The sequence below is a fragment of the Flavobacterium panici genome (assembly GCF_024499525.1).
Lineage (GTDB): Bacteria > Bacteroidota > Bacteroidia > Flavobacteriales > Flavobacteriaceae > Flavobacterium > Flavobacterium panici.
This window is the reverse complement of record NZ_CP100437.1, coordinates 5,786,097-5,798,664: the sequence shown is the minus strand read 5'-3', so window position 1 is coordinate 5,798,664 and position 12,568 is coordinate 5,786,097. Positions and strand designations below refer to the sequence as shown.

Genomic DNA, 12,568 nt, shown 5'->3' with positions numbered 1-12,568 from the left:
AAGTGAATAATTATTTTAACAAAAAATTAACTTTAATAATAACGGAACGATCGTTCCGTTATTATATCTTTGTACCATAATAATTGAATAATCAATAACTTAAATAACAAATAAAATGAAAAATTTAGAAAACAAAGTAGCTATTGTAACAGGTGGAAATAGTGGAATTGGATACGCAGCAGCAGCTGATTTAGTATCAAAAGGGGCAAAAGTAATTGTAACAGGAAGAAACAAAGAAGCTTTGGCAAAAGCCGAAACAGAATTAAACGTTACCGGAATCGTTGCAGATCAATCTGATTTAAAATCTATTGACAGTTTAGTAGAACAAGTAAAAGCACAATTTGGAAAAGTAGATATTCTGTTTTTAAATGCTGGAATCGCAGCTTTTGCTCCAGTAGATTCAGCTTCTGAAGATCATTATGACAGTATTATGAACGTGAATGTAAAAGGAGTTTATTTTACAGTTCAAAAAGTATTGCCAATTTTAAACGATGGCGGATCTATTATTTTTAATACTTCTGTAAATGCTCAATTAGGAATGCCGGGTTCAAGTGTATATGGAGCAAGTAAAGCAGCAGTTTTATCATTAAACAGAATATTTGCAGCAGAATTAGCACCAAGAAAAATCAGAGTAAATGCAGTTTCTCCTGGTCCAATCGAAACACCTTTGTATGGTAAAGTTGGTTTAGAAAAAGAAGAAGTGGAAGGTTTAGGAGCTGCTTTAGGTCAAAAAATCTTATTGAAACGTTTTGGACAAGCTTCTGAGGTTGCAAAAACAATTAGTTTCCTTGCTTCTGCTGATTCTTCTTTCATTACAGGAACAGAAATTGTGGTTGACGGCGGACTTACTGTAAACACAGTATTATAATTTTTTTGACTTATTCAGGAACGATTGTTCCGTTTAATTCTTATATTTGTAAAGAAATTTAATTTTGATGTAATGGCTAGAACGAAGGAATTTAATGAAGATCAGGCTTTAGATAAAGCAATTGAAATTTTTTGGCACAAAGGTTACAACGGAACATCTGCTCAGGATTTGGTAACACATTTAGGTTTAAGCCGCTCTAGTTTGTATGATACTTTTGGCGACAAACAAAAGTTATTTTCAAAATCTTTGCAGCGCTATCAACAGCAGAATCAAGATGCTGTAAAAGAGCTTTTGGATAAATCTGAAAATGTCAAAGAAACATTGCATGCTATTTTTAAACAAGCAGTTATAGAAAGCCTCGAAGACAGAATTACAAAAGGCTGTTTTATGGTAAATTCTTCTGTAGAATTAGCCATGCACGATGAAGACATTGCAAAAATTGTAAAAAGCAACAGCCACACAATGGAAGAAGTTTTTACAAATGCAGTGAAAAAAGGGCAGGAGGCAGGACATATTTCCAAACAGTTAGATGCGAAAATTTTAGCCCGATTCATCTTTAATAATTATTCCGGAATTAGGGTTTTGGCCCGCGCCGGAGAAAGAGATAAACAAGTTTATGATGATATTGTAAAAGCAGTTTTTTCCCTTTTATAATATCGAAAATAAGAACAATAAAAAAATGGCAATTACATTTTGTAACTGCCATTTTTTGTTTTAAGTAAGTAATAGAAAATGAAAACTTCTTAGCTTTTTTCTTCTTTATTGAAATACACTAAGTAGTAATACATTTGTTTTTCTTCATCCCAGCCTTTTTCAACAAATTTTTCTGCACTTTCAGGATTGATAAAATCCATTTTAATCTGAATGTGTGTATCCAGGTTAATTACGTTTTTAATCGATTTTCTGGCGTCAGAAACTGCTGCGTTAGCAATTGGGAATGAGGTTACATCTTCGATGCTGTATTTTTCTCCTTTATCAACTTTATAATTTTTGAATTCAGGAATCAAGTCTGGATTGTCTAATACTTCATTCAGGAAATTTTGCTCTTCAAACTGATCATTTTTAGCGAAATAATTCACAGATCGGTTCATAAACATAACTTCTTCTTTTTTGTCTTCTGCTGGTAAAACCACATCTTTTGCGAAGTTTTGGCAGAATTTTAAATATTTCTTAGTGATGAAGTTTTCGTCTTCAAAAGCGTCTACAGATAAAAAGTGCTCTAACCAGTAACGCGCGTCGTAACGGTTGCTATCTACAGTTAGAATTTTGTATCCTTCTTCTTTTTTATAGTTAAAAATCAAACATCCTTTATCTAATTTGCTCAGGTTGATTCCTTGCTGCAAAATCATTTCCAGGTTGCTGTTTTTTTCTTCAAATTGTAAAAAGTCTGCTTGCAATTCGCTTTTAAAAATCCCGATTGCGTCAACTACATTATTATCAATACTTAAGTTTGTTAAGTACGTTACATAAACCTCTCCGTTTTTAATATGCGGATGATTCGACTGTTCAAATAAATGCGTCGTGATTTTTTTTGAAATCTCTTGTAAATTAGAAGGATTAGCAAAAATCTCCGTTGCATATTTAAACATGTCGTTGTAATCCAAGTCCACTTCGTGCGCAAACTGATAATAGTTTTCTTCTTTCTCTCTAAAAGGTTTAAAGAAGTACTCTTTTATCAAAGGCACAATTTCATCATTTAGATTAAATGGCTGCTCTGATAAAAAAATAGCTTCGTTACGGCTTTTGTTCCCTACGCGGTGTATCGCAAGCGTCTCGATGTGGGTGTTGAATAAATTTATCATGTGTTATTTAGGTTCAGAGTTACAGAGGTTCAAAGGGACAAAGGTTATTTTCTGTCTTTTATTTTTCTGATAAAAGAGCTTAACATTCGTTCTATTTCTCTGCTTTCTCCATTTATTTTATTGAATTGATACTCGGTTATATATTTTAAATTGAATGAAATTTCAAGCTGAGTCTGCATTTCAAACAATGATGAAATTGAAATATTTAAGAATCTCAAATAATCATTATTTCCATCTCTTCCATATCCCTCAGCAATATTACTCGGTATTGATATAGAACATCTCCTAATTTGTGAAGATAGTCCATAAATTTCTTCTTTCGGGAATGAATTTGTTAATTGGTAAATTTCGGTAACTAAGTTCATTGATTTTTGCCAAATCAGAAGGTCTCTAAAAGTATTCATATTTTGTATTTAAAAATAAAACACAAAAATAAAAATATTCATACAATAAAGAATCGAAGACTCTAAGAAAACCTCTGAACCTTTGCCTCTCTGAACCTCTGTCCCTTAAAAAATCAATTCCAATTTTCCTCAAATCCATAATCTTCAAAGCTGTCATCGCCTTCGAACATATCAAGATCATCTTCGTCTAAATCATCTTCAAATTCTCCGTAGATGTCGTTGTGCATATCATCTGCTTCGAAGTTTTTTTCAAGCGCTTCGTCCGGCATTTCTCCGTGAGAGAATAAAGTTTCAGGATACGTTGCTCCAACTGCTTCATCTTCAACTGCAGCTAGTTCAACTAAGAAAGTCCACATACTGATGAAATCATAAACGTAGATAATCTTAGTATTTTCTTTATCTAAAATACTAGATAGCGGATAATCGTTCATGGTTCTTTGTTCACCCGGAACATCGCCAGTATCAAAAAGAGGAATTTCATCTTCCTGATTCCAAGTCTCGTCACAAGTATAAAATGAAGCAACTTCTGATCCGTCAAAACCAAAAGCGTTGAAGATCGCATTGTGTAAATCCTCAAGCGTATCGTCTTCAAGAATAGCAATGTCTCTAAAAATATCTTCTTCGGCGTCTAGAATTACTCTAAATTTATAAACCATAATCTTTGTTTTTATTGAGAGGTCAAAGGTAAAATATAAAAAACGAAATACGAATTGTGAATTACGATTTGTTGAAAAGATTTTTTCAGCTTTCTGATTATATGGCGTCGATTGTCAGGCTGAGCGAAGTCGAAGCCTCGATCCAATAGGAGCGCCCTTCGACTTCGCTCAGGGGCGACAATCGTTATACTTCACATTCCTGCAAGGTTTTCAAAACCTTGTAGGTTTCAGGTATTGCTCAAGTTATACCTACAAGGTTTTGAAAACCTTGCAGGAGCAGACAAGAGTATTACTTCCCAGTCAATCTCTTTCTAATTTTATGATAATGTTTGTGGTACGTACTATGGCTAGGATAACTTCTGCTTGAAGTCATATTATTAAAAATCAACGCCGTTAAAAGTAAAATAAGTACGCCGCTTAAAACAGGAGAAAGCACATACATATATCCCAAGGCTTTTACTTTTTCTGTTCCAATAACAGCAATTAAAGCCGTTGCGCCTCCCGGCGGATGAAGTGTTTTAGTAATCTGCATTAAAATTATAGCAATAGAAACTGCCAGCGGAGCAGCAATATACATAATATCCGGAACGAGTTTATGGACAGTTACACCTACAAGAGCAGAAATTACATGTCCGCCAACTAAATTTCGAGGCTGAGAAAACGGACTTTGAATAATTCCATAAACCAAAACGCTCGAAGCTCCAAAAGAACCAATTAAATAAACAGCATCGCTACCGGAAAAGTGAATCGATTGTACGTAAGCCAGAATTCCAATTCCAACAAACGATCCTAAAAAAGACCAAAAATGTTCCTTGTAATCAATTAAAGTTTCTTTATAAAGAATGTAACGTGTTTTGCGATAGCTTCTTTTAATTTTAGGAGTGGGCATAATGATATAATTTGTGGTATTTTTTGCCACAGATTTATAATCCTTTTAATCTGTGAAATCTGTGGCCTAAAAAAAATATTTATTTCGTTAAGCTTGGGGCATAACTATATACTGTATAAGGATAAAGTGTTTTTGCTGTGTATTTTGAAATTAAACAAACAACAAGAATCGGTAAAAACAACGTATAATCGTTCGTTAATCCGCATACTAAAAATATTGCTGTAAACGGAGCATGAATACTGGCGCTCAAAACAGCCGCCATTCCAATAATCATAAAGTTAACCGGAATTACATTGACATGGAAAAAGCTGTTTAAAACCGAAGCCAGTAATAATCCTAAGAAAGCCCCAATAAACAGACTCGGAGCAAAAACGCCGCCGTCGCCGCCAGAAGCTAATGTTATAGAAGTTACAATTGGTTTTAGAATTAAAATTCCGATGAATGTTAAAGCTAATGTTATCGTTAGTGGAATTTGTGCAGTATTTCCAAAAATGCCTTTTATAGCGTGATAACCTTCACCATATAATTGAGGAAAAAGAAATAACGAAATACTTAAAACTGCAGAGCCTATAATGATTTTATAATAATGCGTTCCGATTTTCCCAAATTGAGATTTAAAAAACAAAACACATTTGGTTAAGTAAACCGAATTCATTCCGGCTAAAATTCCTAAAAGAATAAAATACGGAATGGCTTTTAAATGCCAGGTTTCAATAGAAACGGCAAACAAAGGTTCTTCTTTTAAAATAGAAAGTAGACCAAAGGCAACTGAAACCGCAATTACATTTGAAATGATAAAAGCTCGTGTCACTTTTCTGGAAATAACTTCAAGAGCAAATAAAATTCCCGCAATTGGACTGCTGAAAAGTGCAGTTACTCCGGCAGCAACTCCGGCGCAGATTAATTCTGTTTTGTACTGACGGAAAACATTTTCTTTTTCGTGTGCAACGGAACCAATTGTGGCTGTGGCAACTACGGTAGAAACTTCGATTCCGGTTGAACCTCCAAAAACAACAGTCAATAATCCGTTGATAAAGTGTGATGGGATTTTATAGGATGGAAGATTTTTTGTGGTTTGTGTACTTTCAAATACTTCTTTGATTCCCTTGTTTTCTTTTTTCTTAAAAAGATATTGCCTCAAAAAATAAATTACAGACAATCCGAAAACCGGAAAAAGGATATAAAATAATGGGTTTACGGAAACTTGATGAAAGAAAATTTCTTCGTAATATTCCGTAATTTTTTTAAGTGAAATTCCGAGGAAAGCTGAAAGGAAGCCAATTAAAATAGAAACAATAACTAATTTTCGGAATTTAATGAATTGATGATTTTTTTTGATTTGCGCCGTTTTATTCATCAGAAGTGATTTTGTAGTCGCAGGATTTTATTTGCGATTTCACAAAATTAGGTAATCAAATCTGTTTTTTAATAATAATCGTTCCTTATTATATGTTAAAATTATTAAAATAAGAAAATTCTTTCAGTTTGTTTTTGCGAATATAACGGTATAAAAGAATCTCGCAAAGTCGCAGAGTCGCAAAGTTTTTTAAGTTTTCTTTGCGACTTCGCGACTTTGCGAGATTAAATATTTTCTACTTACCTTTCATAAAACTCTATCGGCAGTAAATCAGGATCTGCGATAAAAGTAAAACGTTTTTCAGTCGTTTCATCAATTCGTATTGGTTCAGATTCTATGTTTTTTGAAGTCAAAAAAGCAACGGTTTCATTTAGGTTAATTACTTCAAATGCTAAATGACGTAAACCAACTGCTTCTGGTCTTGAAGGTCTTTTTGGCGGATCTGGAAATGAAAACAATTCAATTACATAAATTCCATTTAAAGCTAAGTCTAATTTATACGACTGGCGTTCTTCTCTGTAAATTTCTCTGATAACTGTTAAACCTAAAATTTCGGTGTAAAAGGTTTTTGATTTTTGATAATCAGAGCATAAAATGGCAATATGGTGAACTTTATTTAGGGTAAGCATTAAAATATTATTTAAATTAAAATCTATGAAGTAATAATATCAATTTTTGAATCTAATTCTTGAAAATCTTTATCATTAGTAACAATTTTATAATTGTTTAATTTTGATAATTCAAAAATGTAAGCATCATTGAAGTCTATAGATTTAAAATTTTCTAATACGCTATTAATATTAATGCAGTGAAAACTATCAGGTATTGATTGTACATTTGGAAGGCTTAGAATCTTGCTAACTGATTTTGTTATGACATCTACAGAGTTTTTGTATTCTTTACTTCCTACGAAATTAACTTTGAATTTTGCATTCGCAATTTTTTCAATAGATAACCATTGATTGTAATTTCTTCGTAGTAAGACATTTGCATATTCAGATATTATAATTGAAGAAATAAAAATAGGATTATCTTTTGTTATTAAATCTTCTAAAAGTTTAGAGTATTTTTTTTGATCACTACTTTGAAAATCTGCAATAGTTCCAAAAAGTAAAAGCCAAACATTTGTATCAAAAAAAAATTGGTCAGTGAAACCAATTTTAAAATCTTGAATTTTAATCGTCGCCATAAATTGCATTATTAGAATTTTTTTCAAAATTTTCTTTGTTCGCAAAATATTCTTTGGCTCTTTGAATTACATCTTTAAATAAACTTCGATCTTCTAATTCTACATTTTTAAGCTTTAAATATTCATTTAGAAAATCAGGTGTATATTCTTTTTTACCGTATAATTTCCCTATCGCAGCATTCAAAAATGCCGTGATCATTATTGTTATTCCAGCAAAATCTAATTCTACTTTTTCTTTTTTTTGCAGACATAAATCGATCATTTTGAATATCTTTTCTCCATTTTCAGTTGATACTGCAAGCTCCGAATTAATTATATCTTTAATAATTAGACGCTTCATAGTAATATAATTATTTCATTAATAATTGTGCGCAAAGTTACACCTTTTAAAATATATTTTCAAAATCCTCTTCTTCACTTTTTAAAGAGTAATAATTAGAATCATTTAGATTAAATTTAATATTTACAATTGTTCCTTCAAAAATAGATGCCAATTTCTTTTTTGTAACATTTTCATTCTTATATTCATAAAATCCATCAGATGAAATTACTTGAATTTTCCCTTTGTTATACTTTATAAATTCAAAAATTACTGCAAGGCCTAATCCTCCTGAAGTATCACCACTTTTAGTTGTATTACCTTTTTTCATTGCCCACTCAATTGCATCTGCAGCATTTAGATCTTCATTATGGAATGCAGAAACATTCTGTTTAATGTTTACACCTTTATCAACTATTGTGAAATGTAATGGTTTGTCAGGCTTCCTAGGATAAAATTGTCCGCAACTATGTATATAATCGCATTGTCCATGAGTCCTAGCATTCTCATAAATTTCAAATATATTCCTAGTAATCTCTTTTCCCAATTTTTCACTATGAGAAGGGAATTGTTGTTTTTTTAAAAGTTCTTCTTGTATATATTTATTGAATCCAATATCATCATTTGGAGTAAATTTTTGATATTTTAAAACAGTATTGTTGAAATCTGATATTTTTTGAAATCCAAAAGGAAGTAAAAATTCATTTTTTCTTAAAATTGTTTCTACTTGTGGTTGAATGTTTATTATTTTAATGATATTTCTTTTGGCCTCTAGCATTTCAAAAATTGTTCCAATTAAAGCACATAAATTTGCTTCAAGGAAAGTAACTCTACTAAAGTCAAAGGTAATCTCAGTATTTTTAACATAGTTATATTTGTTTAGCCAACTTATTATATAATTATAACCTTCAAATTCACTTCTAATGTCATTCGGAATTGTTATAGTCATTGTTCCACTATTTAAATCAAATATAACTAAATTACAATTTAAAAAATTATAATTTAATGATATAAGTGTTTATTTGTCTTTTATATGAAGATTTAAAGTGTTAAAGATTGATTTAATTTTCGGATTACTTTTGCCGGATTTCCAACGGCTAATGAATTGTCTGGAATGTCTTTTGTTACAATAGACCCTGCACCGATAACACAGCCTTTTCCAATTGTAACACCTGGACAAATAACAGAATTTCCGCCAATCCAGCAATCGTCGCCAATTGTAACCGGATATGCATTTTCCAGTGATTTTCTCAATTCAGCGTCAAGCGGATGTGATGCGGTATATATTTGAACATTTGGCGCAATAAATACATTTGATCCAATATTTACTGGAGCACAATCTAAAACAACGCAATTCACATTAAAATAAACGTTTTCTCCGCAAAAAATATTATAACCATAATCACAATGAAAAGGCGGTTCGATGTAAAAACCAGCTCCAGTATTGGGAATCAGTTCTTTTAAAATTTCTTTTGCTTTTTTGGTAACTCTGTATTCTTTTACATTTAAACTGTGTAAAAGATTTTTTGCAGTTCGGCGGCCTTTTACTAATTCCGAGTCAAAAGCGTTGTAATATTCACCCGAAATCATTTTTTCTTTTTCTGTTTTCATATACAGTATTACATTTTCGTCTTAGCGATTTTCTCATGAATTTTTACAGTTTCCTGCAAAGCGGCGGTGCAGTACCAAGGCGTTAATTCGGCTTCAAGTAAATTGGCTTTTATGGCAGGATCTGTTGCCACGAGCGCTTTGGCTTCGTCAACAGTTTCTACGTTAAAAACATAAATGCCTCTATAATTTCTGTCGTTTTTCATGAAAGGCCCAGCAACAACTAGTTTTCCTTCTTTTGCGAGTTTATTAATGTTTGCCATATGTCCTTCAAACAATTTTTTGGTTTCTTCTTTTGAAGCCGTCGTATTTGTTCCCGATTTTAAAAGACAGAAGACATACTTTTTCATTCCGTATTCATCGGCATTCAGGGATTTTGCCAAATTTTCATCGAATTTAACTTCGGTTTCTTGTGAAAAACCGATTGTATTCATCAATAAAAAACCGATGATAAAAAGTGAGTTTTTCATATGATATTTATTTAAAATGGCTCTCAATTTTGTCATTCCGAGGAACGAGGAATCTTCACAAGTAGCTCGACAAGGATTGGCGATTTTGAGTATGGAGTTTCTTACGAAGATTCCTCGTTCCTCGGAATGACAAGATTGCCAAAAAAGCAAAATCTATGTTTCTATGTGTTTAATAATTTTTTCAAAATAACAATCTGTCCCAAATGATAAACGTCATGCTGGATAATTCCGTGAATATCTTCATAAAAATTATGATTATTATTTTGATCTATTTTCTCGAAATCCGCATCATTAAAATTACTCAAACAATCATTCCACATTTCCTGAGATTTTGCCAGACTTTGCAGTGATTGTTCCCAGGCCGGCTCTGATGAATCTAAAATGGGTACAAAATAATTATGATCGGGAGTTGTGATTATTTCACCCTGAACACGTTTTAATATGTTTCTTCTCCATTGAATTAAGTGATTGACAATTTCCCAAATTGTGTTTAAATTTGGATTGATTTTTTTATAAGCCTGAGCTGCAGTTACATCTTTTAGAGTATCTGCTAAGGTAACTTCAAGCCACGGATTTCCATTATAAATGGATTGATACAAGTTTGAAACTCTTTTACTTTCTGACATGATTAACGATGTTTTTCAATTTCTAGCTAAGATACAAATTAGTATTTTACAACTCATCCTTAAAATTCTACAATTGGGTTATTATATATTTTTTAACAGGAAATGTTAAAATACATTTGCCTCATCAAAAACCAATATCATGAAAACCAGAATTACTTTTATTTTATTATTACTAAGCACTTTTACTTTTGCACAAAATGTTATCTCAGGAAAAGTTTTGGATCAAAAAGGAAAACCAGTTGCCGGAGCGAATATTTATATAGACGGAACTTATGACGGAGCAACAAGTTCTGAAACTGGAGATTTCTCTTTTGAAACTTCTGCAGCAGGAAATCAGTTTTTAGTAGTAAGCTTTTTACTTTTCGAAACTTTCAAAAAAGAAATTGATGTTGCCAACTACAAAGATCAAATTGTAAAACTAAGAGAAAATGTAAATGCTCTGGATGCTGTTGTGATTACAGCCGGAACTTTAGAATCTGGCGATAAAGCAAGAGTTTCGGTTTTAAAGCCTTTAGATATTGTAACAACAGCAGGTTCGGCAGGAAATATTGTTGCCGCTTTGCAGACTTTGCCGGGAACACAAAGTGTGGGCGAGGACGGACGTTTGTTTGTACGTGGAGGTGAAGCCAGCGAAACTCAGACTTTTGTTGACGGAATTCGCGTGGCACAGCCGTACGGAGCAACAACTAATAATTTACCAACAAGAAGCCGTTTTTCTCCTTTTTTATTCAGCGGAATTGCTTTTTCTACAGGAGGTTACTCTGCAGAATATGGTGAAGCTTTATCGAGTGTTTTACTTTTAAATACGCAGGACGAACCAGATCATAATAAAACAGATATTGGTTTAATGACGGTTGGTTTGAGTTTAGGAAATACTCAAAAATGGACAAAAAGTTCGTTAAGTGTAAATATGGCTTATATTAATTTAGCGCCTTATCAAGCTGTAATTCCACAGAATGTTGACTGGAATAATCCGTATCAATCTCTTGGAGGTGAAACAGTTTATCGATACAATTTTACAAACGGAATCTTTAAATTATATGCTGCTTTTGATTCTGAAAAATTCGATTTGAATCAGAAAAATATCAACTTCGAAAATCCTATCAGAACAGATTTAAACAATAATAACTTCTATTTAAATTCTTCTTATAAAGGAACTTTTGGAACGGGATGGCAGTTAACTTCTGGAATTAGTTACGGTTACAGCAAAAACAAAACGAAATACGATATCAACGATATTAATACAGATGAAAATGCAGCGCAGTTGAAATTGAAACTTGGAAAAAAAGTTTCAAACTATTTCAAATTGTCTTTTGGAGCGGATTATTTCATTACCAAATTCAATGAAAATTTTGATGACAATATTTCTATTGATGTTAAAAACGGATATGATTCTAACATTTTTGCAGCTTATACCGAAGCAGATATTTTATTCTCTAAAAAACTGGCAATGAAAGTTGGTTTGAGATATTCGAACAACAGTTTATTAAACGAAAATAATATTGCGCCGAGAGCTTCATTGGCATATAAAGTTTCAAAAAGCAGTCAATTTTCATTTGCCTACGGAGATTTTTCTCAAACACCTGTTGTAGATTATATTAAGTATTCAAAATACCATCAATTTGAAAGTGAAAAAGCACAGCATTATATTTTAAATTATCAGTTTACACAGCCGGGACAAACTTTTAGAGCCGAAGCTTATTATAAAGATTACACCAATTTAGTGCAATACGATACGAGAGATATTCAGTACAATTCGGTTTTCAATAATAACGGAAAAGGGTATGCAAAAGGATTGGATTTATTTTGGAGAGACAGTAATTTGTATAAAAACTTAGAATATTGGATTTCCTATTCTTACATCGATTCTGAAAGACAATACAAGAATTTCCCAACAATGGCAACGCCAAGTTTTATTGCAAATCACACATTGTCTGTAGTAACCAAATATTTCATTACCGATTGGAAATCACAAATTGGATTCACAAACAGTTACAGTTCAGGTCGTCCGTATAACGATCCAAACCAAACGCAATTCATGAACGGAAAAACAAAATCATATAATAGTTTGAGCTTTAACTGGGCGTATTTATTGACAACACAAAAAATCCTTTATTTCTCAGTTTCAAACCTTTTAGGAACGCAGAATATTTTTGGATACGATTACGCAAAATTACCAGATCCAAACGGAGTGTATAACAGACAAGCAATTACACCAACCGCAGATAGATTTTTCTTCGTAGGTTTCTTCTGGACGATCAGTCAAAATAAGAGCGAGAATCAGTTGAAGAATCTTTAGTTTGAGGTACAGAGGTTCAAAGTGACAAAGGTTCAGAGGTTTTTGAAATGATAATTTTTTAAGTTTTTAGAATAAAAACCT

At 32.2% G+C, this 12,568-nt stretch carries 15 protein-coding genes; 3 read left to right on the top strand and 12 right to left on the bottom strand.

Going from position 1 to position 12,568, the window contains the following annotated elements; genetic code table 11:
* The first annotated feature begins 115 nt into the window (after nt 1-115).
* The gene (locus tag NLJ00_RS24300) at nt 116-868 is read left to right on the top strand and encodes an SDR family oxidoreductase (protein WP_256635734.1); all 753 of its coding nucleotides are present in this window, start codon (nt 116-118) and stop codon (nt 866-868) included.
* Between the two features lie 72 nt (nt 869-940).
* On the top strand, nt 941-1,522 hold the full coding sequence (locus tag NLJ00_RS24295) for a TetR/AcrR family transcriptional regulator (protein WP_180859541.1): 582 nt from the start codon (nt 941-943) through the stop codon (nt 1,520-1,522).
* A gap of 89 nt (nt 1,523-1,611) precedes the next feature.
* Here the strand turns inward: NLJ00_RS24295 and NLJ00_RS24290 are convergent, their stop codons facing one another.
* The 12 genes from NLJ00_RS24290 to NLJ00_RS24235 all read right to left on the bottom strand — a co-directional run bounded on the left by NLJ00_RS24290 (nt 1,612) and on the right by NLJ00_RS24235 (nt 10,188).
* Nucleotides 1,612-2,670 (bottom strand): nucleoid-associated protein, encoded by a 1,059-nt coding sequence (locus NLJ00_RS24290; RefSeq protein ID WP_053473864.1) that lies wholly within the window; start codon nt 2,668-2,670, stop codon nt 1,612-1,614.
* Nucleotides 2,671-2,714: 44 nt separating this feature from the next.
* Complete coding sequence (locus NLJ00_RS24285) at nt 2,715-3,074, bottom strand: four helix bundle protein (RefSeq protein ID WP_232679028.1); 360 nt, start codon at nt 3,072-3,074, stop codon at nt 2,715-2,717.
* Between the two features lie 113 nt (nt 3,075-3,187).
* Nucleotides 3,188-3,730, bottom strand: coding sequence for an IS1096 element passenger TnpR family protein (locus NLJ00_RS24280; RefSeq protein WP_053473866.1), 543 nt, complete (start codon nt 3,728-3,730; stop codon nt 3,188-3,190).
* 289 nt (nt 3,731-4,019) lie between these two features.
* A complete protein-coding gene (locus tag NLJ00_RS24275) occupies nt 4,020-4,619 on the bottom strand; it encodes an HPP family protein (RefSeq protein WP_256637493.1) in 600 nt (199 codons plus the stop codon).
* A gap of 79 nt (nt 4,620-4,698) precedes the next feature.
* Entirely contained in the window at nt 4,699-5,976 is a 1,278-nt protein-coding gene (locus tag NLJ00_RS24270; RefSeq protein ID WP_256635733.1) for a chloride channel protein, read from the bottom strand.
* A 239-nt stretch (nt 5,977-6,215) separates the two neighbouring features.
* Nucleotides 6,216-6,605, bottom strand: coding sequence for an SMU1112c/YaeR family gloxylase I-like metalloprotein (gene gloA2, locus NLJ00_RS24265; RefSeq protein ID WP_256635732.1), 390 nt, complete (start codon nt 6,603-6,605; stop codon nt 6,216-6,218).
* Between the two features lie 23 nt (nt 6,606-6,628).
* Entirely contained in the window at nt 6,629-7,165 is a 537-nt protein-coding gene (locus tag NLJ00_RS24260; protein ID WP_256635731.1) for a PIN domain-containing protein, read from the bottom strand.
* A complete protein-coding gene (locus NLJ00_RS24255) occupies nt 7,152-7,505 on the bottom strand; it encodes an STAS-like domain-containing protein (RefSeq protein ID WP_256635730.1) in 354 nt (117 codons plus the stop codon). The genes NLJ00_RS24260 and NLJ00_RS24255 overlap by 14 nt, the downstream gene beginning before the upstream one ends.
* 46 nt (nt 7,506-7,551) lie before the next feature.
* On the bottom strand, nt 7,552-8,433 hold the full coding sequence (locus NLJ00_RS24250) for a hypothetical protein (RefSeq protein WP_256635729.1): 882 nt from the start codon (nt 8,431-8,433) through the stop codon (nt 7,552-7,554).
* Between the two features lie 92 nt (nt 8,434-8,525).
* On the bottom strand, nt 8,526-9,095 hold the full coding sequence (locus NLJ00_RS24245) for a sugar O-acetyltransferase (RefSeq protein ID WP_256635728.1): 570 nt from the start codon (nt 9,093-9,095) through the stop codon (nt 8,526-8,528).
* An 8-nt stretch (nt 9,096-9,103) separates the two neighbouring features.
* Nucleotides 9,104-9,562 carry a YciI family protein gene (locus tag NLJ00_RS24240; RefSeq protein ID WP_256635727.1) on the bottom strand — a complete coding sequence of 153 codons (459 nt, stop codon included), beginning with the start codon at nt 9,560-9,562 and terminating at the stop codon, nt 9,104-9,106.
* Between the two features lie 161 nt (nt 9,563-9,723).
* Nucleotides 9,724-10,188 carry a DinB family protein gene (locus NLJ00_RS24235; protein WP_180857986.1) on the bottom strand — a complete coding sequence of 155 codons (465 nt, stop codon included), beginning with the start codon at nt 10,186-10,188 and terminating at the stop codon, nt 9,724-9,726.
* A gap of 139 nt (nt 10,189-10,327) precedes the next feature.
* Between NLJ00_RS24235 and NLJ00_RS24230 the strand changes: the two genes are divergently transcribed.
* Nucleotides 10,328-12,487, top strand: a complete 2,160-nt coding sequence (locus NLJ00_RS24230; RefSeq protein WP_256635726.1) for a TonB-dependent receptor — start codon at nt 10,328-10,330, stop codon at nt 12,485-12,487.
* Nucleotides 12,488-12,568: the final 81 nt, after the last annotated feature.

Excerpts from the sequence above, each read along its gene's own strand:
- NLJ00_RS24300 (WP_256635734.1), top strand. The coding sequence starts at position 116 with ATGAAAAATTTAGAAAACAAAGTAGCTATTGTAACAGGTGGAAATAGT.
- NLJ00_RS24295 (WP_180859541.1), top strand. The coding sequence starts at position 941 with ATGGCTAGAACGAAGGAATTTAATGAAGATCAGGCTTTAGATAAAGCA.
- NLJ00_RS24290 (WP_053473864.1), bottom strand. The coding sequence starts at position 2,670 with ATGATAAATTTATTCAACACCCACATCGAGACGCTTGCGATACACCGC.
- NLJ00_RS24285 (WP_232679028.1), bottom strand. The coding sequence starts at position 3,074 with ATGAATACTTTTAGAGACCTTCTGATTTGGCAAAAATCAATGAACTTA.
- NLJ00_RS24280 (WP_053473866.1), bottom strand. The coding sequence starts at position 3,730 with ATGGTTTATAAATTTAGAGTAATTCTAGACGCCGAAGAAGATATTTTT.
- NLJ00_RS24275 (WP_256637493.1), bottom strand. The coding sequence starts at position 4,619 with ATGCCCACTCCTAAAATTAAAAGAAGCTATCGCAAAACACGTTACATT.
- NLJ00_RS24270 (WP_256635733.1), bottom strand. The coding sequence starts at position 5,976 with ATGAATAAAACGGCGCAAATCAAAAAAAATCATCAATTCATTAAATTC.
- gloA2 (WP_256635732.1), bottom strand. The coding sequence starts at position 6,605 with ATGCTTACCCTAAATAAAGTTCACCATATTGCCATTTTATGCTCTGAT.
- NLJ00_RS24260 (WP_256635731.1), bottom strand. The coding sequence starts at position 7,165 with ATGGCGACGATTAAAATTCAAGATTTTAAAATTGGTTTCACTGACCAA.
- NLJ00_RS24255 (WP_256635730.1), bottom strand. The coding sequence starts at position 7,505 with ATGAAGCGTCTAATTATTAAAGATATAATTAATTCGGAGCTTGCAGTA.
- NLJ00_RS24250 (WP_256635729.1), bottom strand. The coding sequence starts at position 8,433 with ATGACTATAACAATTCCGAATGACATTAGAAGTGAATTTGAAGGTTAT.
- NLJ00_RS24245 (WP_256635728.1), bottom strand. The coding sequence starts at position 9,095 with ATGAAAACAGAAAAAGAAAAAATGATTTCGGGTGAATATTACAACGCT.
- NLJ00_RS24240 (WP_256635727.1), bottom strand. The coding sequence starts at position 9,562 with ATGAAAAACTCACTTTTTATCATCGGTTTTTTATTGATGAATACAATC.
- NLJ00_RS24235 (WP_180857986.1), bottom strand. The coding sequence starts at position 10,188 with ATGTCAGAAAGTAAAAGAGTTTCAAACTTGTATCAATCCATTTATAAT.
- NLJ00_RS24230 (WP_256635726.1), top strand. The coding sequence starts at position 10,328 with ATGAAAACCAGAATTACTTTTATTTTATTATTACTAAGCACTTTTACT.